Genomic DNA, 25,367 nt, shown 5'->3' on the forward strand with positions numbered 1-25,367 from the left:
ACCGCGATGGAGTATAAATCTTGCTTCCAACAGCGCAGCCAAACCATCATCCACCTCGATCCCTCCCTACAGAGAACGGGGGTTAGGCAAGGTGTTCTGCTGCATAAAAACAAGGCGGCCGCAAGAAGGGCCGCCTTTGAAATCGGTTGGCCATTGCAGTTCTATTACCCATGCGCCCGTATCTCCTGCCTCATAAACAACAGATAGGCGATCGCAAAGCAGACGAGGGTGGCGGCAATGAGCGCGGTCGCTTGCGGCCAAATGAGCAATAAACTTTGCGAAAGGGGCAATGGGGCCGCGACAGCGCCGGCCGTTTGTTCCACAGTGACGATCCCTAGCGTCCGAACGTCCGGCGAAAGCAAGGCGGTCGTCGATTCATTGAACAAATAGCTCGGCGACAACCTCATGAGGCCAAGCACCAGTTCTTGACGCCCGATTGCCTGTTCGACGGACGTAATGGCGTCAGACTGCAAAAACGATTTCGCAAACACTTCCACGATCATCGAGTAGAATAGATTAAAAAACAGCCAAACGGCCATCGACGACAGCGCCGAGGTCGCCGCTTGGCGGAAGACGACGGAAAACAAAATGCCGAGATTCAGCCAAAAGGCGATATACACAAGGCATAACAACAAAAAGCATATGATGCGGGCAAACTCTTCGAAAGTAGGCGGAATCCCCAAGACCAAAATGCCCAACGCCGTCACAAGCAGGCCGAGCGAAAGAAACAAAGCGGCATTTAACAACAGTGCAGCGACAAACTTGCCGTTGATCACATAATCGCGCGGAATCGGCTGGGCCATGAGCCGGCTTAACGTCCCCCGATTCCGCTCCGAATTGATGGCGTCAAATCCGAGGGCGATGCCAAGAAGCGGCCCGAGAAAACTGACAAACGTTAGAAACGAAGGAAGCGTTCCGTCCGAGACGGTGAACAATTTGAGAAACAAGTAGGCGCCTTTCGCGATTTCTTTCGCTTCTTCCGAGGAATCCAACGCGTCGCGAATCGCCGTCATCGCCGTATACAGTGACCCGAAGCAAGTGAGCAAGATGAGAGCGATCAAAATGATCATGCGCCAGCTCGTCAAATAATCAGCCAATTCTTTTTTGACAATGGCCGAAAAGGCGCTGTTTGCCTCTCTTGTCCGTTTCTTCTCATCAAGCGCACCCGCTTTCAGTCGTTCGCTCCATCCTTTCACATATGAAAAAACACCGTTTGCCCATCGCCCCTCCTTACTGGCCTTCACGTACATCCCTCCCTTCAAAATAGCGGTGATAAATCTCATCGAGGCCGAAATTGCGGCGGCTCAGATGAAACAAGGAAGCACCTGATTCGATGATCGTTTTGCTGATGTCGGCGCTCACATCCGTTTGGCAATACACATCCCATCCATTTTCCGTTTGCTCCACTTTGTTGACGCCCGGAATCGCCTCGATTTTGAACTGTAAGGAAGCGTCAAGCGGTGAAGCGATCACATGGATGACATAGGCATCCTGCAAAAACAGCTGCTGCGCCAGACGTTCCATATTCCCTTCGGCCAGCAATTTCCCGTTGACGAACAAACCGACCCGGTCGCAAATTTGCTGCACATGGTGCAATTGGTGCGAGGACAATAGAACGGTGATGCCTTCATGGCGGCTCAAATCGCGGATCAGCCGGAGCAGCTCACGCACCCCCTCCGGGTCGATGCCCAACGTCGGCTCATCCAAAATGATCACTTCCGGGCGCTTCATCAACACATCGGCCAAACCGAGCCGCTGCCTCATTCCCCGCGAGTATTTTCCTGCTTTTTTATGAGCCGCATCAGTCAAATTCACCTTCTCGAGCAGCTCCCACGCCCGCTTTTCCGCCTCGGCGCGGGGAATGCCGTTTAACGCTGCCGTATACAGCAAATTTTCCATCCCTGTCATATGATGATAAAATCCGACATCATCCGGCAAGTACCCGACTTTCCGTTTGACGTCAATCGGATTTCGCACGGGATCGATCCCGCATACTCTCACGCTGCCGGACGTCGGCACGGTGAGCCCGAGCATCATCAAAATCGTCGTCGTTTTTCCCGCTCCGTTCGGGCCGAGGAGGCCAAAAATTTCCCCTTTTTGAATGGAAAGCGACAAATGATCAACCGCCCGATGGTCGCCATACGTTTTGCACAAATCGCTCAGCTCAATGACGGCGGATGCCCCCATGCTTACCTCCTCCCGTATGTTTTGATCAAATAGTACAGCCCTCCGGCCACCCCGAGAATGATCAACACCGCCACCACGCCCCAAACGGTCGACGTTTTCACCGAGACTCGAAATGCCGCCTCCGCCGATGTTTCCGCGGTTTGCGCCTGGAAGTTGACGACGTAATCCCCGGCGATCGCCTCATCCGACGCTTTCACTTTCGCCTTGACGGTTTTCGATTCACCGGGGTTCAGCTGGGCGATCGTGCTTTGGTCGAATTCCACGTCCCAATCCGGCGGAGCGTCGGCCGTCATATTGATGTCCAAAAGCGGGGCGCTTCCAGTGTTTTTGACGACGAGATCGATCACCCGTTCATGCCCTGCGGTCAAGTCGGTGCTCAAATTTCCTGACGGCGTCGTCAGCTTGAGCGCATACGTGCCCGTAATGACCGCTTCTAACGCCAGCTCAGCCGACGTATCGCTCGTTTGCGCTTTGATCGGGATTTTGTACGTGCCCGCTTTCACATTTTCCGGCGGTTTGACCTCGACGGTAATGTCTCTCGACTCATTCGGCTCGAGTTTCACCGACGTAACGGAATTGCCTTCCGATTTGAACGTCACTTGCCAACCTTTTTCCGCCGCCGAACTTAACGCGTAATTTTGCGTCTTGGCGGTTCGGTTTTTCAGCGTGACATCATACGTGAAGCTCGAATCCGCGTGCCCCTCGAGGTTCGTTTGTTCCGACGTCAGTTCAGTTTTAAACGATCCTTGTTCCGTCACGCGGACAAGCAGCGGCAATTTGGAGACGCCGCTCTCCCCTTTGGCGACGAGCCAAAAGCGGTAATCCCCTTTGTCAACATCCAACGGCACGGTCACTTCCAACGTGACCTCTTCTTCTTTCCTGCCTCGGACGGACAGCTGCTCAATCGTTCTCCCCTCAGCGGTAATCGAAGTCGACCATCCTTTCGGCAGGTGGTCAAACGAGAAGGTGACGTTTTCAATGTTGGAACCATTGTTGATGACATTGACCGTATAGTCGATCGTTTCCCCCGGCGTCACGGAAAGCCCGGTGTACGGCGTGAAGAGAACAACACCGCTTGCCGCCGATGCCGAGCGGGTGGGAAGAAGAAGAGAAAAGAGAGTCAAAATCATGACGAACATAGTGATGCCCCTGTTTCGCACGACGTTCACTCCCTCCTTCTGTTTTCATTTCGTATACGCCAGAAATGGATCAATGGATTTGTTTTGCAGGGAAAAAATTATAGAATGTACAGTAGGAGCTCAAACTTGATCACCAGTAGAGCCGGGAGGTGGGGCAAGATGGAAGATCGACGGGAAGACGCAGAACTGCTTGCGAACATCGCCAAAGGTTCCCGCGCCGCCTTTGACCGTTTTTACGAAAAATACGCCCCGATGGTCTATCACATCGCCCTTCAGATCGTCGGCGACGAGGCGGAGGCGGAAGACGTCAGCCACGATGTGTTTCTCGAAATCTTGCAAAAGCCCCATCAATTCGATCCGAAGCGGGGAAGCGTTCAAGCCTTTCTTGCCGTGAAAACGAAAAGCCGGTCGCTCGACCGCCTGCGCAAGAAACGGGATCTGTTGGTGAGCCGCCTTGAAGAAGCGTCCTTAAAAGAAAAGGGGGCGGAATTTCATTTTCTCCGCCAACTGGAACAACGAGTCATCATCGATGCGTTAACCCATCTACCCGAGGAGCAGCGGCAAGCCATCATTCACTTTTACTTTCACGGGGAAACACAGCGGGAAATCGCCGCCGCGATGAACAAGCCGTTAGGCTCCGTCAAGTCGCTCATCCGCTACGGTTTGCGCAATTTGCGGAAACAAAAAGAGCTGTTCCGCTGGATGGAGGCTGGCCGAGGTGAAAAACAGCATGAAGCATAGCCATATTCCTGAAACAAAAATCGTGGACTGGCTGTTAGACGTGCTGCCGGAGCAAGAAAAAGAAGACGTGTCCAACCATCTAAAGCAGTGCCGTGAATGCCAACGCTTGCTTGAAGCGTGGAAAAGCATCGGGCTGAAGGCAGAAGCCCAGTATGAAGCACCTCCCCTTTCCCATCAAGAGCGAATTTGGGCCCAAGCAGAAGCGCAAAAACAAACAAAGCGGATGCGGCGCGGTCTCCGCATTGCTGGAGGGCTGATCAGCGCGGCTTTGGCCGTCTCCCTTTTCGCCTTGCGCCTTTCCGTTTCGGACGGTGGGCGAGATGCTTCGCATGACCAACCGAGCGAAGCATATCGATACCAGATTATCGAACAAAATCACGACATTCCGATCGAGCAGATCATCCATAATCCAGAAACGAAACAAATTCCGATTGAACCATCGGCGTTCTTTCAACAGCTGGACGGCACGGTTTGGCTCAACGATGAAACGGAGGAAATGCTGATGGAAATTGAAGGGCTGCCGCCGTTTGCGACCCGCGATTATCAATTGTGGATCATTTACACCAACAACGAAGTCAAAGGGGAACTGTTGACGATCCGCCACGGAGCGGCGCGCGTGTTGATCACCGGCGAGGATGTCAAACAGTTCAAGCAAATTAAAGCGAGCCTCGAACCAAAAGGAGGAAGCGCGGCGCCGACCGGGCCGGAGACATTTATTGCCGATTTGGACCATGAATGATCTTTCGCATCAACCGATGAAAACGGGGAAGGCGCATGCTCCTTCCCCTTGCGTCTAAGAAAAACCGTCATGTTGAATCGCCACAAAAACGATTTCGCGAACAAAAAAACAAGGTTGTTGCACGCGCCCCATCCGCCATTGTCCACCGCAGACGCCCAGACACCGCTGGAAGAAAATCCGACGTTTGCACCAAAAACGTCCTCCCTTGGCCTAGCATTGGCTTCGCTCTTTTGTCCGCCACGCCTTCGGAATATAAACGCAATACGGCTCGCTTTCCAAATAATCCCCCGTCACGGCGTACGCCCGCGAGCGTGAGCCGCCGCATACATGACGGAATTCACAAACGCCGCATTTTCCTTTATATTTGTCCGGATTGCGCAAATCTTGGAAAATCGGCGAGTACCGGTAAATGTCAGCGAGCGGCGTCTCCCGAACGTTCCCGGCTTTCACCGGCAACAGCCCGCTCGGGTAGACGTCGCCGATATGGGAAATGAAGACGAAGCCGTTGCCGTCGTTTACTCCTTTCGGCGCGCGGCCGAGCCCGTCGACTTGTCCGGTTAAGCCTTTGTTCAACACGTCTTCATAGCGGATGCCGCCTTTTGCCGTTTTTCCTTCGCGCATTTTTGCCTGCAGCACGACGCGGCGGTAATGTTGGCCTGCGGTCGTTTTAATATCAAATGAAACGCGCTTGCTCGTTTCATACAGCCAGCGGAACACCCGCTCATGCTCAACCGGGGAAATCATGTCCTCCTCTTTCCCCCTTCCGGTCGGCACAAGGAAAAAGACGCTCCAAAGGACGCATTTCAGTTTCTCCACCAGCGCCACCATTTCATCAAGCACATGAACGTTGTACCGGGAAATGACGGTGTTGATCTGCACGGGAATGTCGAGTTCATGCAAGTAGTGAATCGCTCGGATCGTCAAATCAAACGAGCCGCTCGTGCCGCGGAAATGGTCGTGAATCTCGGCGTTCGGCCCGTCAAGGCTGAACGCCCAGCGCGACAGGCCGACCTCTTTCGCCTTGCGGATCGACTCTTTCGTCACATTCGGCGTCGCGCTCGGCGTCATCGACACGCGTAATCCTTTGTCAACCGCGTACTTTGCCAAATCGTACACATCCGGGCGCATGAGCGGATCGCCGCCCGTAAAGACGAGCATCGGCTGATCCATCTCATAAATCTCATCGATCAGTTTTTTCCCTTCCTCGAACGTCAACTCGCGCGGGTCACGGTGGTATTGCGCTTCGGCGCGGCAATGAAGGCACTTGAGTTGGCACGCCCGCGTCAACTCCCAAATGACGATAAACGGGTTTTCCTTGAAATCACGCATCATGTTCCCTCCTCGGCCTTCATTGTATCGCAATGGCCAAGCGCATTATGTGATCTCCATCACATCAACAGCGAAGCCGCAACAGATGGTGATCGTGCCATGAACGAAGATGACAGCCGTCTGAACAGGCGATATAATAAGCAAAAGCGAGGAGTGAATGAAAATGAATAAAGCCTTTCGTTTACTCGTAGAAGATCTAGAACAGGAAAAAGAGAAAGCGATCAAACAAGCCGAAAAACAGAAAGCCACCGAAATCGCGAAAAACTTGCTCGACATCCTGCCCATTCACGAGGTCGCGAAACGAACGGGGCTGACCGTTGTCGAAGTCGCGGATTTGGCGAAGGAAATGGACAAAAATCAACCGACGACTCGATAATACAAAAGAATCGCGGCCCGTGCTGTTCTTTTTTCGCGCTGTTGCCGTTTCATGAAATTCAAGGTCATCACCAAAAGGTGTACTTGACCTTTCATTGATAATAGAAACGTTATCGTACAGGCGAAATCATTTTTAACTTGCGTATCATAAGCGTTTTTCTGTATCAAGTGCATTTTGTGGTGAAGAGCCGGGGAAAAGAACAATTCCGTGGTCAAGGACGGCTCTTCTGACCGGCAAAAGATGTATGCTACGTCTGCTTTGGCCAACATTCCCGCCCGTATCGATACTCTTCCTCAGTATTGACATTGCGCCATACGTCTTCATCCGCGGCAAGCTGTTTGGCATCAACATAGCGGACGCGTGCGCGGTCAAGGAGCGCCGCCATCCGGCGTTCGCCGGCATCAAGCAGCTCGGCGATCACCGGGCCAAGCCGCCGTTGATACAAAGCGACAAGTGGTTCGGGGCGTCCGCCATGGAGCGGGACGATGGCGTCAAACGTCGGATCGATGTATGAGGCGAGCTGTTCTGTCACTTCCTGACGCATGTACGGCATGTCGCACGGCAAGACGAACATCCAGTCCGCTCGGCTTTGTTCCATGATGGTGTAAATGCCGGCAAGCGGCCCACAGCCGCGGTAGCGCTCCACATCGAGCAGCACCGGGATGTCCGTTTGCCGGCGGAATTCATCGACAAGCGCCGGATGGCTAATGATGTACAGCTCATCGACAAGCGGGCGCAGCGCTGCGATGGACCAAGTGAAAAACGGAGCACCGCGATGCTCGGCAAACGCCTTCGGACGCCCGAACCGGCGCGACTGGCCGCCAGCAAGCACCGCTCCGGCAATGGTTGGTTTCATGGCGATTCCCCTTTCCGGACATCATCTGTTCCTACCGTACCATATGAACCGGCGAAAAAAAAGATTTCCGCCTGCAGACGGAAATCCCGATGGACGCGATTTATTTTTTTCCGATCGCCACCCGCCATACGTCCGGTCCTTCTTCTAAATACTCCCACGTAAATTGGTCCGGACGCTCCATCATGAATTGGTAGTGCAGCGGACGCGGGTCATGGTCATTGACAAGCTCCATCACTTCCCCCGGCTTTAAGCGGTCAAACAGCTGGAAAATCGCCGGATGGCGGTCGCGCGGCGGATAGTCGGGAGCGTGGATTTTTGCGGCAAATTGGTTCATAACATTCGCCTCCTTTGTAGTATAATGAATTATATACTTTATCATAACCGCTTGAACCTTGGAGAGTAGTGACGAGCGTCACAGCCCGAAGGTGAACATGTTCAATCCCCGTGAAAGGAGAAATGGCGGTTGGAAGAGCTTGTTGGCTTTTGCGCGCAATGCGGCAAGCCGATCCATTGTCTGCATGGGTTTTTAAACGGCGTCGTCAGCCGAGAGACAGAAACGTTGTACTGCTTTCCATGCCATGACAAGCAAAAGGAAACCGAACACGCCAAGCCAGACAAATGCCACAAGTAATTGAAAACGTTCACAAATGAAAGGCACAGCGGAATCCCGCTGTGCGTTTTTGTTTTATTCTTCCTGCGCCAAATTCGCCACCGGCAGCTCTTCCCCTTCCCCATGCGTCGGCTTGCGCAAGTGGAACATCGCTTTGATGGCAAAGGCAAGCAGCGCGGCGACGCCGATTAAAAAGATCGTATCCGGAATGAAGCGGACAAGCAGCAAGTTTTGCACGATGTCTTGCTTGAGGAACGAAGGCGAACGCGACGCCCAATAGCCGTGTTCGAACGCTTCTTTGATTTGCAATATCCCGACCGGGAGAAGCGTGATAAGAACCATGCCAGCCAAACCGTTGTTCAGCATCCAGCATGAGAATTTCAGCCATTTGTCGTTCCATGCTTCCGGTTTGACGATGTTGCGCAGCGAGTAAAGGAGCACGGCAATGGCAAACATGCCGTACACGCCCATCATCGCCGCGTGGCCGTGAGTCGGTGTTAAAAACTGTCCGTGCTCAAAGTAGCTGACCGCCGGCAAGTTGATGAGAAAGCCGAACACCCCGGCGCCGACCAAGTTCCAAATCGCTGTCGAAATTAAGAACCAGAACGTTGCTTTGTACGGGAAGTTGACCCCGCCGTCTCGCATCATTTTGTATTGCTCGTACGCTTCCAAAATGAGCAGCGTGAGCGGAATGACTTCGAGCGCCGAGAACACGGCGCCGAGGGCGATCCAAATTTCCGGCGAACCGTTGTAGTAATAGTGGTGGCCGATGCCGATCACGCCGCTGCCCAACAAAATCGTAAATTGGAAATACAGAGCTCGGACCGTCGATGTTTTCGTCACAAGCCGCAGCTGGACGAGCAAAAACCCAATGACGACAACAGCAAACACTTCGAAAATGCCCTCCACCCATAAGTGGATGATCCACCAGCGCCAAAAGTCGGCCATCGTAAAGTTCGTATCCGGCTTGATAAAAAAGGCGAAAATATAGAAGAGCGGAACGGCGATGGCCGAATAAAACAGCAAGTGAATGAGCCCGCCTTTGTCGCTTTCTTGTTTCAGCCCGCGCTTGACGCCGCGGAAGACGATAAACAGCCAAAGGAGCATGCCCACGACTAAAATGATTTGCCAAACGCGGCCCAGCTCAATGTATTCCCAACCTTGGTGGCCAAAGAGGAACCATTCGTTTCCTAAATAGCCGTTCACACCGAGCCATTGGCCGATCATGCTGCCGCCGACAAGGACGACAAGCGCCCAAAAGAGCAGATCGACAAGCAAGCCTTGCTTTTTCGGTTCTTGCCCGCCGACAAGCGGGGCGATGAAAATCCCCATGCCAAGCCAGGCGGTCGCAATCCAGAAAATCGCCAGCTGCAAATGATACCCTTTGGCGATGTTAAACGGCAACAAGTCATGAATCCATTTGATGCCAAAGAAGCTGTCCGGTTCCGTATAGTAGTGGGCGAGCAGCGCCCCGAACATCGCCTGGACGAAAAACAGCGCGGCGACGACGACGAAATATTTGCCCGCTTTCACTTGCGACGGAGTAAGCGGCTGCCGCCGCAAATCGATGACCGGAAACGTCCCTTCCGCATACGCTTCTTGCATGCTTAATTGATAGCGGTAAAACACGTACAAAATGATCCCGATGAACAAAATCAAAATCGTCACGCTCGCACCGCTCCACCAGACAGCGGAGAACGACATCGTATTGCCGGCGTCTTCATAGTACGGCCAGTTGTTCGTGTACGTGATGTTATCCCCAAGCCTTGGCGTGCTGGACAGCCAAGCCGTCCAGAAGAAAAAGTCGGCAATTTGTTTGATTTGGTCGCCATCCGCCACCCAAGCACGGCCCGTTTTCGGCATATCCGATTCTTGAATCAACCCTTTTTTCAATCCCCAGCCGTCGCCATTTGTGAACACGTCGCGGTAGTAGTTGCGCACTTTCTCAAGTCCGTACACTTGGGCGTCCGTCAACACAAGCACATCGGTTATCGGATTGTAGCGGTTTTGCCGCATTTCTTTGATGACTTGTTCGCGGATGATTGTTTTCTCATCGGCTGTTAAATCAGAAAATGGTTTGTGATACCGCTCGTTCGCTTTATAATCTTGCATGCCTTCCGTATACACTTTTAGCGCTTCCGCCGTATAGTCCGGCCCCATATACGACCCGTGGCCAAGCACCGTGCCGTAGTCCATCAGCCCGTATTTTTGGAAAACGGCCTGCCCGCCGATGATCGTTTCTTTCGTCATCAGCACTCGGCCGTCTTCACTGCGCACTTCCTTCGGTCTTGGCGCCATTTCTTTAAAGATCCAATACCCGCCGACAAGCAGGACGGTAAAGCTGATCAAAATGGTGAAAATGAGAATCGATTTAAGAAAACTGTTTGTCGTTTGCCGCCCCGGCCGGACGTTGGGGCGAACGGATCGATGAACTTCCATATGAGACAACCTCCTTCTCGTTTGTTCGCTCCCATTGTAGCGCGTCAAACCGCAACCCGTTTGTGAGCCGGGGCAAATGTCGACTATGATTTATATCACAGCTTTTCGGTGTAAGAATTTATACAATGAAAGCAGAATGTGCTGAACGACGCAAATTTTCAAAAAGAGAACCGATCGAGGCCCCGCTCGGCCATTGTTATCATTTTGTCACATTTTTATAAGGAGAGAACCCCATGGCGAACCATTGGATGAAAGACCGCCTAAAAGCTGTTCCATTGTTTCGCGAACTGTCGGATTACGAGCTCGATTCGCTCGTCGCCATTTCCCACGTGCGCGTCTACAAACCGCGGACGTTCGTCTTTATGCAAGGCGACCCGTTAGAGCGCGTCTATTTCATTCATTCCGGCACGGTCAAAATTTATAAAACCGATGTCAGCGGAAAAGAACAAATCGTCTCGATTTTGCAGACGGGAGAAATGTTTCCGCACGCCGGCTTTTTCTTAAAAGGCACGTACCCAGCCCATGCTGAAGTAGTGGAAGAAGCGACATTGATCGCGATCCCGATCCATGATTTTGAACAAGTGTTGATGGCAAGCCCCGAGCTATGCATGAAACTGTTTCGCGTCATGGGCGAAAAAATCGTCGACTTGCAAAACCGGCTTGAGGCGCAAGTGCTTCATAATACGTACGAGCAAATCGTTCTTCTCCTGCTGCGCCTGACGCGGACGAACGCTGTCAAGCAAGGAAAATGGCACCGCCTCACCGCCCACATGACGAACCGCGAGCTGGCCAACATGATCGGCACCGCCCGCGAAACGGTGAGCCGCACGTTGAGCCAGCTGAAACGAAAAGGGCTGATTGATGTCGATGAACACGGCTTTTATTTAATTGACCGCGAAGGACTCGAACAAGAAATCTTTTTCTAACTCCTTTATCCCCATCGTCCGGCACCGGCCGGGATGCGCAATGGAGCTGATGGGGTTTCCTTCCCGCTCTTTCAAACGAAAACGAAACCTTTTTTCCAAAACGGAATTGTCATGTTTCGGCCGAAAGATGTGAGCTATATCACAACATTTCACAATGAAAATGATTATCATGATAGTCAAAAAGGAGGGAAAACGCATGGCTATGACGATTGAACTCGATGTGCGCGAAGATTTGCAGAAGAAACGGGAACCGTTTGAAAAGATTATGAACGCCATTAAGCCGCTCAAACCGGGCGATACGTTCATTTTGCATGCCCCGTTCAAGCCGCTGCCGCTGTTTCCGATTATGAAAGCGAAAGGATTTACGTACGAAGCGGAACAAATCGAGAAAAAACATTGGAAAGTAACGTTCGTGAAGCAGGGGGGAGAACGATGATCCTCGATAACCGCGGACTCGAGCCGCCGCAGCCGATGATGCGGACGCTGGCCGCCCTCGCCAAACTCAACCGAGGCGAAACGCTGACGATCATCAATGACCGCCGTCCGATGTTTTTATATGAACAGCTCGATGAGCTCGGCTACCGGCACGAAACGGTCGCGCGCGAAGACGGCAGCTTTGAAATCCGCATTACGAAAGGATGAGCAGCGTGTTTCCCACTCGCACGGGGACGGAAACAGACGTCCGGCTGCCGTTTTCGTTTATCACGTTTGCTGTTTTGTCGTTTGTTGCGTCGCAAGTGTTGCTTCTGACCGTCATTCCGTCACTGGCCAGCGGTGCGTTCCGGTTGCCGCTCGTCTGGGCGGCGGCTCACCTCGGCTTGCTTGGCTTCGCGTTGATGACCGCCATGGGGGCGATGTACCAGCTTGTCCCCGTCGCCTTTTTGACGCCAATTTGGAGCGTGCGGCTTGGCTTTTGGCAGTTTGCCGTGACAGCCATCGGCATCGTCGCGTTTGCCGCGAGCCTGGCGGCGGCGCCGACTTGGGCTTTTCTGCCCGGCTTGCTCCTGCTTTTGGGCATCGTGCTATTTGTCTGGCAAATGGCGATGACGTTGAGAAAGCAAGGAACGAAAAACGTGATGACGCTCTTTGCCGCCACGTCGCTGTTGTTTTTGCTGCTGACGGCATCCGCCGGAACGTCGCTTGCCTTTCACTTTTTCACCGCCACAGGCGCCAACCGCCATGAAGCGGTGTTCGGCCTGCACATGCTGTTTGGACTGTGCGGCTGGTTTACGCTTCTCATCATGGGCTTTTCGTACAAAATGGCGCCGATGTTTTCGCTCGCCCACGGCTTTTCGCTGCGGCCGGCGCGCTATGTGTATGCGCTGTATACCGGCGGGATTGTGGTGGCGTTCGCCAGCCTATTCTCGCCAAGTCAGGGGTGGCTTGCGGTCGGTGTGACATTGCTGACGACTGGGTTCGCTCTTTTTGCTTGGCATATCCGCGCGATTTTGCAAAAGCGGATGAAAAAGACGCTCGACCGCCCGTTTCGGTTTTCGTTATCCGCCGTCGCCATCGGCCTTGTGCTGCACGCGGCTGCCCTTGCCGCCATCATGGCCGGCAGCGGACGGTGGCTTGGCATCATCATCTACCTTTCGGCGGTCGGCTGGATCGGGTTTAGCATCATCGGCTATTTGTTCAAAATCGTGCCGTTTTTATGGTGGACGCATCGCTACAGCGAAAAAGTCGGCCAACAACACGTGCCGACGTTAAAGCAAATGATGAACGAGCGAGCCATCGCCGTCCAATGCCGCCTATGGCTTGCCGCCCTCGCGCTCGCGGCCGTTGCGCTCGCGACCGCTAGCATGCCGCTGCTGACCGTCGCTCAAGTATTGCTGACTGGACTAAGCGTCGCCTTTGCCGGAACGATTGTAGCGGTCTTCCGAAAATAAGCGAATGAGGAGGAAACTACGATGGATGTCCGCGAACTCGCCATGCAACAACTGAAAACGGTCATTGACCCGGAGCTTGGCATTAACGTCGTCGATTTGGGATTGATTTATGACTTGAAAATTGAGAATGGCCATATCGATGTCCTGATGACGCTCACGACCCCTGGCTGCCCGCTTCACGACTCGATTGCCGGCGGCGTCAAACGGGCGCTCGAACAAATCGACGGCATCCGCGACGTGCGCGTCCGAGTGACATGGAACCCGCCATGGACGCCGGACCGGATGAGCGAAGAAGCGTTGCGGCAGCTTGGGTATTTTGCCTAAACAGTTTCACTTTTCTTTGGCTGTTCCCCATGTTGGGCGAGCAGCCTTTTTCATCGCCACTTTGGCTGCTTGCCACTTCCCCTTCCCTGTCCAGAACAACGTCGGCAATATTATGAGGCGCTGGAAGAAGCGAGCGTCAAAGGAGAAGTCACTCCGTTCATTCAACTGATCACCGCATGTGGCGAAGAAAGCTTGCACCACTATTTGCACGCGTTAGGGATTGAGGGAGAATGAAACAGCGCAAAACGAAAAAGACACGGAAGTGAACATGATTCCGTGTCTTTCTTGCTCCAATCCTCCGGCTGGCATTCGATCCGCTATTCAAGCAACACATTCAACAACCATGCCATCAAAGGAACGATGACAAAGAAGGCCAAGGCGATGTACCCGAAGCACCGAATCCACCAGGGAAATCCTCGCCAATCGAGGGCTTTCCGCTTCATCGCCCCTCCCGCTGCTATCCGATCCAACTCTTCGGTCGACGAAAACACCCGGTCATCCATCCGTTGAATCTCTTCTGCCCATTGTGCTTCGTGCATCTCTTCTTCTCGAGAGCCCTTCATGACGCCCCCTCTTCCCCATTGATTTTCATGAACAGACAAAAACGATGTTTCCATCCAACAACGGCGATCCCCAAGTTCAGCCATTCGCTATGTTTCATCTTCATGATACCATCTCTCATCGACAAAGGCTATCTATCTTTTCCAATCATTTCATACACGAAAACAAACACTAAGTTAGACAATGCATCGAAACGCTGCCCGCAAGCCCCCTCTCATTCCTTCACCCGCAACAGGCGCATGCTGTTCAGTGTCACGAGCAGCGTTGCGCCCATATCGGCGAACACCGCGAGCCAAAGGGTGAGCCAGCCCGGGATGGCGGCGGCGAGCGCCAACGCTTTGAGCCCTAAGGCGAAAGCGATGTTTTGCCGGATGACGGCAAGCGTTCGGCGCCCGAGACGAACCGTGTACGGCAGTTGGCGCAAATCATCGGCCATCAGGATGACATCAGCCGTTTCCAAGGCGGTATCCGTCCCCGCTCCGCCCATCGCCACGCCGACATCGGCTGCGGCCAAGGCAGGGGCGTCATTCACCCCGTCGCCGACCATGGCGGTCATGCCGCAACGTTCTTTCAGCTCGCGAATCGCAGCCAATTTCTCTTCCGGAAGCAATCCGGCGCGAATATCGGATACGCCCGCTTGGCGGCCGATGGCCTGCGCGGTTTGCTCGTGGTCGCCCGTGACCATCACCACTTCCGCCACCCCAAGGCGCCGCAGCGCGGCGATCGTGTACGGGGCGGACGCCCGCAGTTGATCGGCCGCGGCGACAAGCCCCAACAACCGATCAGCGGTGCCAACGGCCATCACGGTTTTTCCTTCTTTGCGGAAGGCCGTGATTTGTTGTTCCGCTTCATTCGGCAACTTGCCGACCAAACTAGTGAACAAGGCAGGGCTGCCGATATAGTACGTTTTCCCCGCAATCACCGCCTTCACCCCTTGGCCGGTCAGCGACTGAAACTCGTCAACCTGTACGGCAGAAAACGGCGCCCCCTCTTCTTCCGCTTTGCGGACGATGGCCGAAGCGAGCGGGTGCTGCGACCGATTTTCGATGGCGGCGGCGATGGCCAACAGTTGTTCGCGGCTTCCTTCATACACGACGATATCGGTCACAGCTGGCTCTCCTTTCGTCAACGTCCCGGTTTTATCAAAGGCAACGGCTCGCAGCCGACCGATTTGTTCGAGATAGACTCCGCCTTTGATGAGCACGCCGCGCCGGGCCGCGTTTCCAATGGCCGTCACAATCGCCACCGGCGTCGAAATGACGAGCGCGCACGGACAGCCGATGACAAGAACGGCAAGACCGCGGTAAATCCAAACGAGCCAATCTCCCCCCATCACCAGCGGCGGCACGATGGCAATAAACAGCGCAAAGACGATAATGAACGGGGTATAGTAACGGGCAAACCGGTCGACAAACGCTTGCGATGGGGCCCGCTCCGCTTGCGCCTCTTCGACGAGGTCGATCATTTTCGCTAGCATCGTCTCGTCCGCTCGCTTTGTCACTTCGACTTCGAGGAATCCTTCTCCGTTCAGCGTCCCGGCAAACACTGCATCACCCACCGTTTTTTCCATCGGCAGACTTTCACCGGTGATCGCCGCTTCATTCACGGTCGAGGCGCCGCTTATGACGATGCCGTCCAAGGCGATTTTTCCACCCGGCTTGACGACCATCACCTCCCCGACGCCAACGTCCTCAACAGGAACGGTCATTTCCTCCGCGCCGCGCCGAACGATCGCTTCAGCAGGGGCCATCTCCATCAGCGAAGCGATCGACCGGCGCGCGTTCTCCATCGAATAGCGCTCGAGCGCTTCGCTGATGGCGAATAAAATGACAACAACCGCCCCTTCCTGCCATTCACCGATCGCCGCCGCACCGAGAATGGCGATCGTCATTAACGTCTTCATATCAAACTGCCAGCGGACCAAATTCCGAATCCCTGCCCAAAACAGCGAATGACCACCAACTGCGATCGCCGCGAAATACATCACGACCGCCAACATCTCCTTGTCTGCCGCATCCGCTGCAACACCAAACAGAAGCAGCGCCATAGAGGCGAAGACATTTCGATTTTCTTTTCGCTTCCAAAACGGCTCTCTCTTTCCAGACGGCTCGCGTTCTTCCCGAATTTTCAGCTGTTCAAACGAGCCTGCTTGCTCGAGCTCATCCATCGTCGCTTCGCCCCAAACGGTAAGCTTAGCGGCGCCGAAATTGACTTTCGCCTCCTTCACGCCGGGCAAGGATTTCACGTTGCGCTCAAATTTGGCCGCGCAGTTCGTGCACGTTAATCCTTGCACGCGGTACGTTTTTACCTCGAACCGGTCCAATGCTTGTTCATTCTCCACAGCGATCCCCCTCTTTCTGATGGGCGAGCGCGACAAGCAGCAACTCGCGGATATGTTCATCATCAAGCGAATAAAAGGCAAGTTTCCCATCTTTTCGATATTTAACAATTCCTTGCTTATACAAGATGCGCAAATGATGCGATGTCGTCGCCACCGTCGCCCCGATCACGTTGGCCAGATCGCAAACGCACAGCTCTCCCTCACTGCACAGCGCATACACGATTTTCGCTCGGTTTTCATCGGCAAGCGCCTTGAAAAACGGCACGATCGCGGCAATGTTTTCATCACGAAGCCGCCGCTGAACCCGCTCGACCTTCTCTTCGTCATAACAGTAAACGTCGCACACATCATGACGGTGCATTCCTTCTCGCTCCTTGTCAATATTCAAATATTCGTTTGAATATAGAATAGCATATCTCCCTACGATATTCAAATATTCATTTGAATGAAAAATGTGCCCAAACAAAAAATCCGCCTTCTTTGTTTCGAAAGGCGGATTTTCGTTTCGTGAAGCCAACTTTGATTTGCCGCATCAATGTGTCCACTGTCGTCGATGTCGCTTACACATGCTCGCGAAACCAGCGCACGGTCTCTAAAAACGCCTGGCGCGTCACTTTATGGCCGGCGTGCGGATCAGCGATGAACTGCAGACGATCCTCTTTTCCTTCGTAAAGAGGTTTAATTTGTTCGTAAAACTCATATGTATAAGCATACGGAACAACTTGGTCGGCTTTTCCGTGCCAGATGAACAACGGCCGTCCGGCAAGCTTTTCCGGCTGCTTGGATAAATCGTAGCGGGCGAGCTTTTCTTTTTCGAGCGCAAGCAGCGTCGGCGGCATCGGGATGTCGATGCGGCGCCGCTTTCCTTCTTCAATCATCTCATCAAAAAAGGCGCTGTAGTTCGGACAGCCCATGAGCGCCACCGCCGCCTTCACCCACGGATAAACGGCAAGCGCGCCGAACGTGATGATCCCGCCCATCGACGTCCCGGCGAGCCCGATCCGTTTTGGATCGGCAAGCCCGTGATTCACCAGTTCGCTTTTCATCTCGTCGATTTCGGTGATCGTTCGTACGACAATGTCCCAAAATGACAGCTGCAGTTTCCGTTCGCTTAAGCCCTGCCCACGCTCGCCGTGAAACAGCGCGTCGGGAAGCACGGCGCGGTAGCCCGCTTCCGCAAGCAAATAGCCGAAATGCAAATTATGTTCTTTCGCGCTTGTAAAGCCGTGGATAAAGAAAATGAGCGGCAGCCGTTCGTCCCGCTTTTCCAGCTTGACAACGTGAAGAACCGGCACGCCAGCCAATAGTTCTTTTTCAACGATGACCATTGCAGTTCAAACCCCTTCTGTCTTTTTCCATCGCTGTATAGTGTATCATATAGACAGCGATTTTGGAAAAGAGTTACACTATGTAGTGTGAAGAATAACGAAGGCAAAGGAGTCGAACATGAAGCCGTATTTAATCGCGTTGGATTTAGATGGAACACTGCTTAAAGAGGATAAAACGATTTCTCCATTCACCAAAGACGTCATCCGCCGCGCCATCGACGCCGGCCATACGGTCGTCATCGCCACCGGCCGGCCGTACCGGGCAAGCCGCATGTATTATGAAGAGCTCGGGCTTACGACGCCGATCATCAATTTCAACGGCGCGTTTGTCCATCACCCGCGCCAGCCGTCGTGGGGTGTGCGCCATTCCCCGCTGCCGCTTGCGGTCGTCAAAGACATTGTCGAGCTTGGGGAAACATACCGAATCAAAAACATTTTAGCGGAAGTGATGGATGACGTGTATTTTCACGAACATGACGACATCTTGCTTGACATTGTCCGCCTCGGCAATCCAACGATTGAAATCGGCGATTTGCGCCGCTCGCTCGGCAAAGACCCGACAAGCGTGCTCGTATATACCGACAGCGATCATATCGAACACATTCAATCACATTTGTCAAACGTATACGCCAACGTCCTGCACCACCGGCGCTGGAACGAACCGTGGCATGTCATTGAAATTATCCGCCATGGCGTCCATAAGGCCGCGGGCTTAAAACAAGTCGCCGACTACTTCGGCATCCCAAGGGAGCGCGTCATTGCTTTTGGCGATGAAGACAACGACCTCGAGATGATCGACTGGGCCGGTCTCGGTGTTGCGATGGGCAACGCCGTCGAACCGTTGAAAACCATTGCTGACGATGTGACAAAAACCAATGAAGAAGATGGCATCGGCTTGTATTTGCAAGACATCCTAGGCCTGTAGCCTTCTTCCCGTTCAGAAAGACCCGGAACGGATAACACCTCGCTCTTGTGATGCCATCAGCCCACGCGATTCCCCATCGAGCGAAACGGATGGATGAACAATCCGTTTGTAACGAATTTCCTTACTACTGTTCCCTGCCCGCGGTTACACTATACGTGACGCAACGCGCGTCTTCATATTTTAAAGGGGGAATCGGTCATGGGCAAACGGAACAAATCGAAGCGTTTCGTCCAACAAAGCGTCGATGCGGTTGAACGGCATGACAAGCGAATCCCTTATCACTTGACGTACGCCGAGGCGGAAGCGCGCAAAGCAGAAAAAGCGGTGGAAACGTCGCTTGGAGGAGCGTAAAGATGGGCAATCGTCTTTTCCAGGAAGCGCGCAAAGCAGTCGCGCAGGCGAAACAAGCCGCGAACGGCGAGATCAACATGAGCGTTGACCGCGCCATTGCCATTGCCAAAAACGCTTTGTCATCCGCGTACGCGCATTCCAACACGGCGGAAAAAGCGCAGTTGCGTCAATTTCAAGCCGAGCTTGATGAGCTCACCCAATAACGGCTGCGGGCTTTCCGCAGCTGTTTCTTTCGCCCGTTGCTGATTTTCCATTGTATTCCGAACGAAAAACCGCTACACTAAATAAAGATATGAATCGTTGTTCATCGGCCAAAGCCGCAAATTCATCCCATGCGGCTATAGGCAGCACAGGCATTTTCTCAAGCAAGAAAAGGGGGACGAAACATGTCCATTCAAATCATCACCGACAGCGGAGCGGATTTGCCGCAGTCGTACATCCGCGAGCATCACATCGCCTTTTTGCCGCTTGTCGTTCATTGGAACGGCCAAGATTACGAAGACGGCGTGACGATTGAGCCGAAACAAGTGTATAACGCCATGCGCGGCGGAGATGTCGTGAGAACCGCACAGCCAAGCCCCATGGCGATGAAAGAGCTGTTTTTGCCATATGCCAAAGAAAATCGGCCATGTCTGTATATCGCCTTTTCATCGAAATTATCCGGTACATACCAAACGGCGATGGCCGTCCGCAGCGAGCTGCTCGACGAATATCCGGACTTCCGGCTGACGATCATCGATTCGAAGTGCGCCTCGCTCGGCCAAGGGCTCGCCGTCATGAAAGCGGTCGAGCTGGTCGAAAAAAACACGCCGTACAACTTGCTTTGTGAAACGATCGAAGCATATTGCCGCCATATGGAGCACATTTTCACCGTCGACAACTTGGACTACCTCGCGCGAGGCGGACGCATCAGCAAAGCCGCCGCAGCGTTCGGCGGACTGCTCAACATCAAACCGCTTCTCCACGTCGAAGATGGCGCCCTTGTCCCGCTTGAGAAGCTGCGCGGGCGAAAAAAAGTGTTGAAACGCATGGTCGAACTGATGGGCGAGCGCGGCGACGATCTGCAAAAGCAAACAATCGGCATCAGCCATGCCGATGACGAAGAAACGGCGCTCGAGTTGAAGCGAATGATCGAGGAAACGCACGGCTGCACGCGCTTTTTCCTCTCCGACATCGGCAGCGCCATCGGCGCCCACGCCGGTCCGGGGACGATTGCCCTCTTTTTTCTGAACAAGTATATTGAAATATGACATCTTTCCCGCTGAACGAAACAAAGGCGCCTGCACAGCAGAGGCGCCTGTTTTCATCACCGAAGCTGATCAAGAAGGTTTTGACACTCTACACGGCTAAAGCCGTGGGATTCTTGGGAGCACTCCCGCACCCGGGAGTTCTGCCTTGCGGCACCAAGCGATCCCCGTGTGTCCCACGGTTGAGCCCGCTTAAGCGGACAAAATACGCAATCCTTCGTGGAGAATGTTTCTTGCGGCGTTGACATCCCGATCATGGGTCTCGCCGCACTCTGGGCACGTCCACTGCCGGACAGACAAGTCTTTCGTCCCGGTGTTTCGGTGTCCGCAGCAGGAGCAAAGCTGGCTGGACGGAAAAACAGACGACACGATCACCACCTGCCGACCGCACCACTTCGCTTTGTACTCCAACTGCCGCCGGAATTCCGACCAACTGGCGTCGGCGATGCTTCCCGCCAGCCGGTGGTTCTGCTGCATGTTCCGCACCCGCAGATCCTCCAGGCAGATCACTTGGTTCTCGCGAATCAGCCGGGAGGACAGCTTGTGCAGGAAGTCCAGCCGGGCGTTTCGCACCTTCTCATGAAGCCGGGCCACTTTTAGCCGAGCCTTTTCCCGGTTCTTCCCGCCCGGCTTCCGGCGGGAAAGAATCCGTTGCCAGCGTTTCAGTTTCTTTTCGTGTTTTTGCAGGTGCCGGGGATTCGGGATGGTTTCCCCGGTGCTGAGCACGGCGAAGCTCTTTAACCCCAGGTCGATGCCAACGGCGTTGGAGTTGGGCTTCAAAGGCTGAATCTCCGTGTCCACCAGGACCGATACAAAGAACGTTCCCGAAGGCGCCAGACGAACCGTGGCCGATAGGATGCGCCCCTGCACTTCGCAGGACTTGGCAAACTTCACCCATCCCACTTTCGGGAGTCGAATCCGGCTGCCCTCAATGCGGATGGTCGCCTTGTCATCCTCTTTGCCATTGCGTTTGGACGTGTAGGACTGCTTTGGGTGCTTCTTGCTCTTGAAGCGCGGATAGCCTTTCTTCTCCCGGAAAAACCGCTGGAAGGCATCGTTCAGCCCTTCCACCGCCCGTTGCAGGGCTGTGGAATCGACTTCTTGGAGCCAAGGGTGTTGCTGTTTCAATTGAGGCAATTCCCGCATACAGGCGTACTGGTTCAGGGTGGTGCCATCCTGCTCATAGACTTGCTTCCGGCGAGCGAGGAAGTGATTGAACACGAATCGACAGCACCCTATGGTACGCCGGATGTGCTGTTCTTTTGTCGGATAGAGACGAAAGGAATAGGCTTTGTGCATATCGTTCACCCGCGCTTTTTCTGAGCTTCGACGTACCGGCGGATCGTATCACTGGACACGTTTCCTGCCGTGCTCACAAAGAAAAAACGTGTCCACAGGCTGGGAAGGTGTCTTAGATGCAGGAATTTTTCACGCAGTCTCCTGGATGTGATCCCCTTGATCGTCGCCATCATTCCGGAAGGCGAATCTGTCGGGAGACAATGGAGAAACAAATGGACATGATCCGGCATGACTTCCATCGCAAGAATCAGCCAATCGTTTTGGGCGCAAATCTCGTTTACCAGTTCTTTGAACCGTGATTCCACTTGACCAACGAGAACTTTCCGCCGGCATCGCGGACAGAACACGAAATGATCGTTGATGAGCGATATGGTTGTTTTCGTATGACGATATTCTTGTCCCATACCATGATTGTATCAGTTCTATGGATGGACTACAACGGGGCTGACCCAAAAGTCCGCCAAAAAGCGGACTTTTAGGGTCAGCTCCCTTTATTTTTTACATGTTTTGCTAAATAGAGGGGGATTCCACTGCATACCCATCAAGTTAAGAATTTTGGTCTTTGTGCATCGTCAAAAACATGGTATCCTTTCTAACGAACACTCCACGTTAGAAAGGATTTTTTGCATGGAAAAACAAATGCAAGCATGGATTCAAACCATTCGTCAACTCTTTTCTCCCGAAGAATTAACCCGTCTCGCACGGAAAACAGGATTTATCCGGCGGCAGCGTTCGTTAACGGCGGAAGCTTTTCTGACTCTCTGTGCATGGGGAGATGGATCACTGGCAAAACAGTCGCTTCAGCGGTTGTGTGCGGCCTTGACGCTCTGGCATGGCTGTTCTCTTTCAAGCGAAGGCTTGAATCAGCGTTTTACCGATCGGGCCGTGGCGTTTTTGCGAGAAGTGTTTTTCCTTCTCCTCCTGCATCAACGTCCGTTGCTTTTGTCAGCCGTTGAGACCTATCGAACTTGTTTTACCCGCCTACGGATTTTGGACTCAACCAGCTTTTTGGTTCCCGCTGACTATGGGGAAGACTATCGAGGTTCCGTTTCGTCGGGGGCGAAAATTCAGTTTGAATATGACTGGTTATCCGGCGCCTGCCTTCAGCTATGCGTTCAATCGGCCAATGACTCGGACGCCCGTTTTGCCTATCATGCCCAGCACACGATTTTACCGAATGACATATGTATTCGGGATTTGGGCTTTTTCTCCGTTGCCGCCCTGGCCGAGATCGACGCCCGCGGAGCGTATTATATGACTCGGCTCCGTTCCGATATGAAAGTGTATATCAAAGAGAATGGTCAGTGGAAGGAATGGGATGGGGAATCCCTTGGGAATCAATTAGAGGAAGGGGAATCAGTGGAAATGGAACATGTGTACATCGGACATGAACACTTGTATGTTCCACGGTTGGTTTTCCGCCGTCTAACGGCGGAAGAATGGCAAAAACGGATGGCGTATGTGCGGAAAAAGGAAAAAAGAAAAGGGAAGGCGCTGGCACGCCAAACCCTCGAACAACAGAAATACCACATCTTACTGACGAATTTACCACAAGAGTCGTTTGATGGTCAACAGGTTTATGAGCTCTATTCCCTGCGCTGGCAAATTGAATGGTTGTTTAAAGCCTGGAAATCCGTATTTGATTTGGAGAAAGTCAAGGAGATGAAGAAAGAACGTTTCGAATGCCATTTATACGGGACGTTGATTGCCATTTTGGTCACCCAGACGTTTCTGTTTCAAGCTCGGATGTATTGGCATCAAAAGGAAGACATTCAAATCAGTGAACGGAAAGCGCTCGATCTTCTCCAATCGTATTGGCACCAGTTGCTTTTGCGTTCGCATATTGCGGAAATCAACCTTTCCTCTCTCCTTTCCCTGTTACGAAAACATGCCAAGAAAGATCGAAGGAAAGGGGAAGAAACGGCATCGGATATCTTAACGAAATTAGAGATATGGTAGAATCAGATATGGATATAAATGCCAAATACCCCTCTTCTGAAGGGGTATTTGGCATGCCCAATAATGGATGTTATCCCCATCATTCACTGGGGGGATGAACACGAGTATCGTCTTAAAAATTTTATACCGCTAAACTTGACGGGTATGGTCCTCCTCCCCTCCTCTGAACCGATGGATTTTCTCTTCCGAAATAATTCACAAAAAATTTAGCACATTCTTTCAGAAAAGGGGAGAGGGCTTTCTGAAGCAATGTGCAAAAAAATGGCTCTTTTGTTGTGAAATAAAGTGATAATTTACAGACAAAAAGGTGAGGCTGATCCCAAAACGCCCTCGCGTTTTGGGTCAGCCCCGAGATTTCTGTAATCCTTCCATTTTCGTCGACTGAACCACTTCCTTCAGCATGATCGGTTTGAGCAGGAATCGAGGATGCAGCTTTGAATGCCGAAGCATCGTTTGGTACTCAACCATCGCCTTATTCGCTTCGATCAACTCACGAAGAAAACGCATTTGATTCACTACATCTTCACCAAGCGGAAGCTTGAAGGGGACAAACGGTTTTCGCTTCCTTATTTCATTCCCCTTTACACACATTTTAGATAAAATCGATCGTTAACGATCCATATTTATCATGTTACAAACATTGATCATACTCTGAAGCGAACCATTTGTTAAGAAAAATTCTCATTTCGCCCTTCCACAAACTACCTCCGCCCATTTCGATATATTTCATTTCCATTTGCCACATACTAATGATGCACGATCGGAATTAAGGGAGGGCGACCCATGCCAAACACAAGCGACAACGACAAAAAAGCGCGCGACAACCAAGCGAAGCGCCATGAGAACAACATGACGCGCGAGAAAAACCGCGAAGCGGGGAAATTCGCTTATTCGAAGAAGACGGATCATTTATGATTGGCGTAATGAAAGGCGGCTGAATAACCGCCTTTTTTGCTTTGTCTTTCTCCATTTCAGCATGATGTCATATACCAGCCACTTCCAACCAAAAAGACGAAACGAACCTTCTTGTCCCCTTGCTTATTGTTGCCTTCCCACCCACCATTTCCTATAATGAAAGTACATCACACGCCCGGGAGGTTGCTTATGTCGAAAGAAAGTTCGTTTGACATCGTTTCAAAAGTCGATTTGTCGGAAGTGGCGAACGCGATCAACATCGCCATGAAAGAAATTAAAACACGCTATGATTTCAAAGGAAGCAAAAGCGATATTTCGCTGGAGAAAGACGAGCTCGTTCTCATCTCGGACGACGAGTTTAAGCTTGAGCAGCTGAAAGACGTGCTCATCGGCAAGTTGATTAAGCGCGGGGTGGCGACGAAAAACATCCAATACGGCAAAATCGAGCCGGCTGCAGGCGGCACGGTGCGCCAGCGCGCCAAGCTTGTCCAAGGGATCGATAAAGAGAACGCGAAAAAAATCAACACGATCATCAAAAACACCGGCCTAAAAGTGAAAAGCCAAGTGCAAGACGACCAAATCCGCGTCAGCGGCAAAAGCAAAGACGACTTGCAAAAGGTGATCGCCGCCATTCGCGAAGCCGATTTGCCGATTGACGTGCAGTTTGTGAACTATCGCTAAGCGGATGGGGCAAATCCCATCCACTTTTCTTGTTGTTTAGTGATGAAACATTTACCTCACCGTTATTATACTGACAGGTTCATGGTTTGCTTCTTCAATATTTTACCGTTTCTAACCGAGAAACCCCGTTTCCACGCGATCAGTTTAGGTGAGGAAATTGGCGTCTTCCGTGAAGGATGTTCCCCTTGCCCTGCCCGACAAGAAC

Annotated in this window: 29 protein-coding genes and 2 pseudogenes; 17 read left to right on the forward strand and 14 right to left on the reverse strand. The window is 52.7% G+C overall.

Annotated elements, in window-relative coordinates; genetic code table 11:
• Positions 1–164 precede the first annotated feature (164 nt).
• From BJQ97_RS13260 to BJQ97_RS13270, 3 genes are read right to left on the reverse strand one after another with little or no spacing between them, the layout of a single operon-like run.
• Entirely contained in the window at positions 165–1,244 is a 1,080-nt protein-coding gene (locus BJQ97_RS13260; RefSeq protein WP_160156943.1) for an ABC transporter permease, read from the reverse strand.
• The gene (locus tag BJQ97_RS13265; RefSeq protein ID WP_160156944.1) at positions 1,231–2,187 is read right to left on the reverse strand and encodes an ABC transporter ATP-binding protein; all 957 of its coding nucleotides are present in this window, start codon (positions 2,185–2,187) and stop codon (positions 1,231–1,233) included. Before BJQ97_RS13265 ends, BJQ97_RS13260 begins: the two co-directional genes overlap by 14 nt.
• Before the next feature lie 2 nt (positions 2,188–2,189).
• Complete coding sequence (locus tag BJQ97_RS13270; protein WP_160156945.1) at positions 2,190–3,356, reverse strand: COG1470 family protein; 1,167 nt, start codon at positions 3,354–3,356, stop codon at positions 2,190–2,192.
• 129 nt (positions 3,357–3,485) lie between these two features.
• Between BJQ97_RS13270 and BJQ97_RS13275 the strand changes: the two genes are divergently transcribed.
• Positions 3,486–4,067: a sigma-70 family RNA polymerase sigma factor gene (locus BJQ97_RS13275; protein ID WP_160156946.1), complete on the forward strand. Its 582-nt coding sequence runs from the start codon at positions 3,486–3,488 to the stop codon at positions 4,065–4,067.
• Positions 4,045–4,806, forward strand: coding sequence for an anti-sigma factor (locus tag BJQ97_RS13280; RefSeq protein ID WP_236567268.1), 762 nt, complete (start codon positions 4,045–4,047; stop codon positions 4,804–4,806). The genes BJQ97_RS13275 and BJQ97_RS13280 overlap by 23 nt, the downstream gene beginning before the upstream one ends.
• Positions 4,807–5,016: 210 nt before the next feature.
• Here the strand turns inward: BJQ97_RS13280 and BJQ97_RS13285 are convergent, their stop codons facing one another.
• On the reverse strand, positions 5,017–6,135 hold the full coding sequence (locus tag BJQ97_RS13285) for a TIGR04053 family radical SAM/SPASM domain-containing protein (protein ID WP_160156947.1): 1,119 nt from the start codon (positions 6,133–6,135) through the stop codon (positions 5,017–5,019).
• Positions 6,136–6,292: 157 nt separating this feature from the next.
• Here BJQ97_RS13285 and BJQ97_RS13290 point away from each other — a divergent pair.
• A pseudogene (locus BJQ97_RS13290) lies at positions 6,293–6,511 on the forward strand (transcriptional regulator); the annotation flags it as partial.
• 247 nt (positions 6,512–6,758) lie between these two features.
• On the opposite strand, the gene BJQ97_RS13295 reads toward BJQ97_RS13290, so the two are convergent.
• Positions 6,759–7,367 carry a molybdenum cofactor guanylyltransferase gene (locus BJQ97_RS13295; RefSeq protein WP_160156948.1) on the reverse strand — a complete coding sequence of 203 codons (609 nt, stop codon included), beginning with the start codon at positions 7,365–7,367 and terminating at the stop codon, positions 6,759–6,761.
• Between the two features lie 100 nt (positions 7,368–7,467).
• Positions 7,468–7,701, reverse strand: a complete 234-nt coding sequence (locus BJQ97_RS13300; RefSeq protein WP_044732102.1) for a DUF2249 domain-containing protein — start codon at positions 7,699–7,701, stop codon at positions 7,468–7,470.
• 129 nt (positions 7,702–7,830) lie between these two features.
• Between BJQ97_RS13300 and BJQ97_RS17450 the strand changes: the two genes are divergently transcribed.
• Positions 7,831–7,998, forward strand: a complete 168-nt coding sequence (locus tag BJQ97_RS17450) for a hypothetical protein (protein ID WP_201451697.1) — start codon at positions 7,831–7,833, stop codon at positions 7,996–7,998.
• 54 nt (positions 7,999–8,052) lie between these two features.
• On the opposite strand, the gene BJQ97_RS13305 is transcribed toward BJQ97_RS17450, so the two are convergent.
• Positions 8,053–10,416 carry a nitric-oxide reductase large subunit gene (locus BJQ97_RS13305; protein ID WP_160156949.1) on the reverse strand — a complete coding sequence of 788 codons (2,364 nt, stop codon included), beginning with the start codon at positions 10,414–10,416 and terminating at the stop codon, positions 8,053–8,055.
• Positions 10,417–10,649: 233 nt separating this feature from the next.
• Here BJQ97_RS13305 and BJQ97_RS13310 point away from each other — a divergent pair, with 233 nt between their 5' ends.
• From BJQ97_RS13310 to BJQ97_RS18245, 6 genes and pseudogenes are all read left to right on the forward strand, one after another.
• Positions 10,650–11,342, forward strand: a complete 693-nt coding sequence (locus BJQ97_RS13310; RefSeq protein WP_160156950.1) for a Crp/Fnr family transcriptional regulator — start codon at positions 10,650–10,652, stop codon at positions 11,340–11,342.
• Positions 11,343–11,538: 196 nt separating this feature from the next.
• Positions 11,539–11,778 carry a DUF2249 domain-containing protein gene (locus BJQ97_RS13315; protein ID WP_160156951.1) on the forward strand — a complete coding sequence of 80 codons (240 nt, stop codon included), beginning with the start codon at positions 11,539–11,541 and terminating at the stop codon, positions 11,776–11,778.
• Positions 11,775–11,984: a DUF2249 domain-containing protein gene (locus BJQ97_RS13320; RefSeq protein WP_160156952.1), complete on the forward strand. Its 210-nt coding sequence runs from the start codon at positions 11,775–11,777 to the stop codon at positions 11,982–11,984. The genes BJQ97_RS13315 and BJQ97_RS13320 overlap by 4 nt, the downstream gene beginning before the upstream one ends.
• The gene (locus BJQ97_RS13325; protein WP_160156953.1) at positions 11,981–13,231 is read left to right on the forward strand and encodes a hypothetical protein; all 1,251 of its coding nucleotides are present in this window, start codon (positions 11,981–11,983) and stop codon (positions 13,229–13,231) included. The genes BJQ97_RS13320 and BJQ97_RS13325 overlap by 4 nt, the downstream gene beginning before the upstream one ends.
• A gap of 21 nt (positions 13,232–13,252) precedes the next feature.
• Complete coding sequence (locus tag BJQ97_RS13330) at positions 13,253–13,555, forward strand: metal-sulfur cluster assembly factor (RefSeq protein ID WP_160156954.1); 303 nt, start codon at positions 13,253–13,255, stop codon at positions 13,553–13,555.
• Positions 13,556–13,645: 90 nt separating this feature from the next.
• Positions 13,646–13,789: pseudogene (locus tag BJQ97_RS18245) on the forward strand (Fic family protein); the annotation flags it as partial.
• Positions 13,790–13,872: 83 nt separating this feature from the next.
• Here the strand turns inward: BJQ97_RS18245 and BJQ97_RS13340 are convergent.
• The 4 genes from BJQ97_RS13340 to BJQ97_RS13355 all read right to left on the reverse strand — a co-directional run bounded on the left by BJQ97_RS13340 (position 13,873) and on the right by BJQ97_RS13355 (position 17,785).
• Positions 13,873–14,118 (reverse strand): hypothetical protein, encoded by a 246-nt coding sequence (locus BJQ97_RS13340; RefSeq protein WP_066231154.1) that lies wholly within the window; start codon positions 14,116–14,118, stop codon positions 13,873–13,875.
• A gap of 212 nt (positions 14,119–14,330) precedes the next feature.
• The gene (locus BJQ97_RS13345; protein ID WP_160156955.1) at positions 14,331–16,457 is read right to left on the reverse strand and encodes a heavy metal translocating P-type ATPase; all 2,127 of its coding nucleotides are present in this window, start codon (positions 16,455–16,457) and stop codon (positions 14,331–14,333) included.
• A complete protein-coding gene (locus tag BJQ97_RS13350) occupies positions 16,447–16,818 on the reverse strand; it encodes an ArsR/SmtB family transcription factor (RefSeq protein ID WP_160156956.1) in 372 nt (123 codons plus the stop codon). Before BJQ97_RS13350 ends, BJQ97_RS13345 begins: the two co-directional genes overlap by 11 nt.
• Positions 16,819–17,017: 199 nt before the next feature.
• Positions 17,018–17,785 carry an alpha/beta fold hydrolase gene (locus tag BJQ97_RS13355; protein ID WP_160156957.1) on the reverse strand — a complete coding sequence of 256 codons (768 nt, stop codon included), beginning with the start codon at positions 17,783–17,785 and terminating at the stop codon, positions 17,018–17,020.
• Positions 17,786–17,903: 118 nt separating this feature from the next.
• Here BJQ97_RS13355 and BJQ97_RS13360 point away from each other — a divergent pair, with 118 nt between their 5' ends.
• The 4 genes from BJQ97_RS13360 to BJQ97_RS13370 all read left to right on the forward strand — a co-directional run bounded on the left by BJQ97_RS13360 (position 17,904) and on the right by BJQ97_RS13370 (position 20,311).
• Complete coding sequence (locus tag BJQ97_RS13360) at positions 17,904–18,710, forward strand: Cof-type HAD-IIB family hydrolase (protein WP_160156958.1); 807 nt, start codon at positions 17,904–17,906, stop codon at positions 18,708–18,710.
• A gap of 198 nt (positions 18,711–18,908) precedes the next feature.
• Entirely contained in the window at positions 18,909–19,061 is a 153-nt protein-coding gene (locus BJQ97_RS17455) for a hypothetical protein (RefSeq protein ID WP_015374103.1), read from the forward strand.
• A gap of 2 nt (positions 19,062–19,063) precedes the next feature.
• On the forward strand, positions 19,064–19,264 hold the full coding sequence (locus BJQ97_RS13365) for a DUF3813 domain-containing protein (protein WP_160156959.1): 201 nt from the start codon (positions 19,064–19,066) through the stop codon (positions 19,262–19,264).
• A gap of 183 nt (positions 19,265–19,447) precedes the next feature.
• Positions 19,448–20,311: a DegV family protein gene (locus BJQ97_RS13370; RefSeq protein WP_160156960.1), complete on the forward strand. Its 864-nt coding sequence runs from the start codon at positions 19,448–19,450 to the stop codon at positions 20,309–20,311.
• Between the two features lie 189 nt (positions 20,312–20,500).
• Here the strand turns inward: BJQ97_RS13370 and tnpB are convergent, their stop codons facing one another.
• Together tnpB and tnpA are read right to left on the reverse strand one after the other, a co-directional pair.
• Positions 20,501–21,607, reverse strand: coding sequence for an IS200/IS605 family element RNA-guided endonuclease TnpB (gene tnpB, locus BJQ97_RS13375; RefSeq protein WP_160156961.1), 1,107 nt, complete (start codon positions 21,605–21,607; stop codon positions 20,501–20,503).
• A 5-nt stretch (positions 21,608–21,612) separates the two neighbouring features.
• Positions 21,613–22,011 carry an IS200/IS605 family transposase gene (gene tnpA, locus BJQ97_RS13380; protein WP_160156962.1) on the reverse strand — a complete coding sequence of 133 codons (399 nt, stop codon included), beginning with the start codon at positions 22,009–22,011 and terminating at the stop codon, positions 21,613–21,615.
• 160 nt (positions 22,012–22,171) lie between these two features.
• Between tnpA and BJQ97_RS13385 the strand changes: the two genes are divergently transcribed.
• On the forward strand, positions 22,172–23,566 hold the full coding sequence (locus tag BJQ97_RS13385) for an IS4 family transposase (protein ID WP_236567270.1): 1,395 nt from the start codon (positions 22,172–22,174) through the stop codon (positions 23,564–23,566).
• Between the two features lie 342 nt (positions 23,567–23,908).
• Here BJQ97_RS13385 and BJQ97_RS13390 read toward each other — a convergent pair whose 3' ends face one another.
• Positions 23,909–24,073: a Fic/DOC family N-terminal domain-containing protein gene (locus tag BJQ97_RS13390; protein ID WP_236567371.1), complete on the reverse strand. Its 165-nt coding sequence runs from the start codon at positions 24,071–24,073 to the stop codon at positions 23,909–23,911.
• Between the two features lie 276 nt (positions 24,074–24,349).
• Here BJQ97_RS13390 and BJQ97_RS13395 point away from each other — a divergent pair, with 276 nt between their 5' ends.
• A complete protein-coding gene (locus tag BJQ97_RS13395; protein WP_160156963.1) occupies positions 24,350–24,481 on the forward strand; it encodes a DUF3941 domain-containing protein in 132 nt (43 codons plus the stop codon).
• Between the two features lie 189 nt (positions 24,482–24,670).
• Complete coding sequence (locus BJQ97_RS13400) at positions 24,671–25,162, forward strand: YajQ family cyclic di-GMP-binding protein (protein ID WP_013146140.1); 492 nt, start codon at positions 24,671–24,673, stop codon at positions 25,160–25,162.
• Positions 25,163–25,367: the final 205 nt, after the last annotated feature.

The organism is Geobacillus sp. TFV-3, assembly GCF_009901865.1.
Lineage (GTDB): Bacteria > Bacillota > Bacilli > Bacillales > Anoxybacillaceae > Geobacillus > Geobacillus thermoleovorans_A.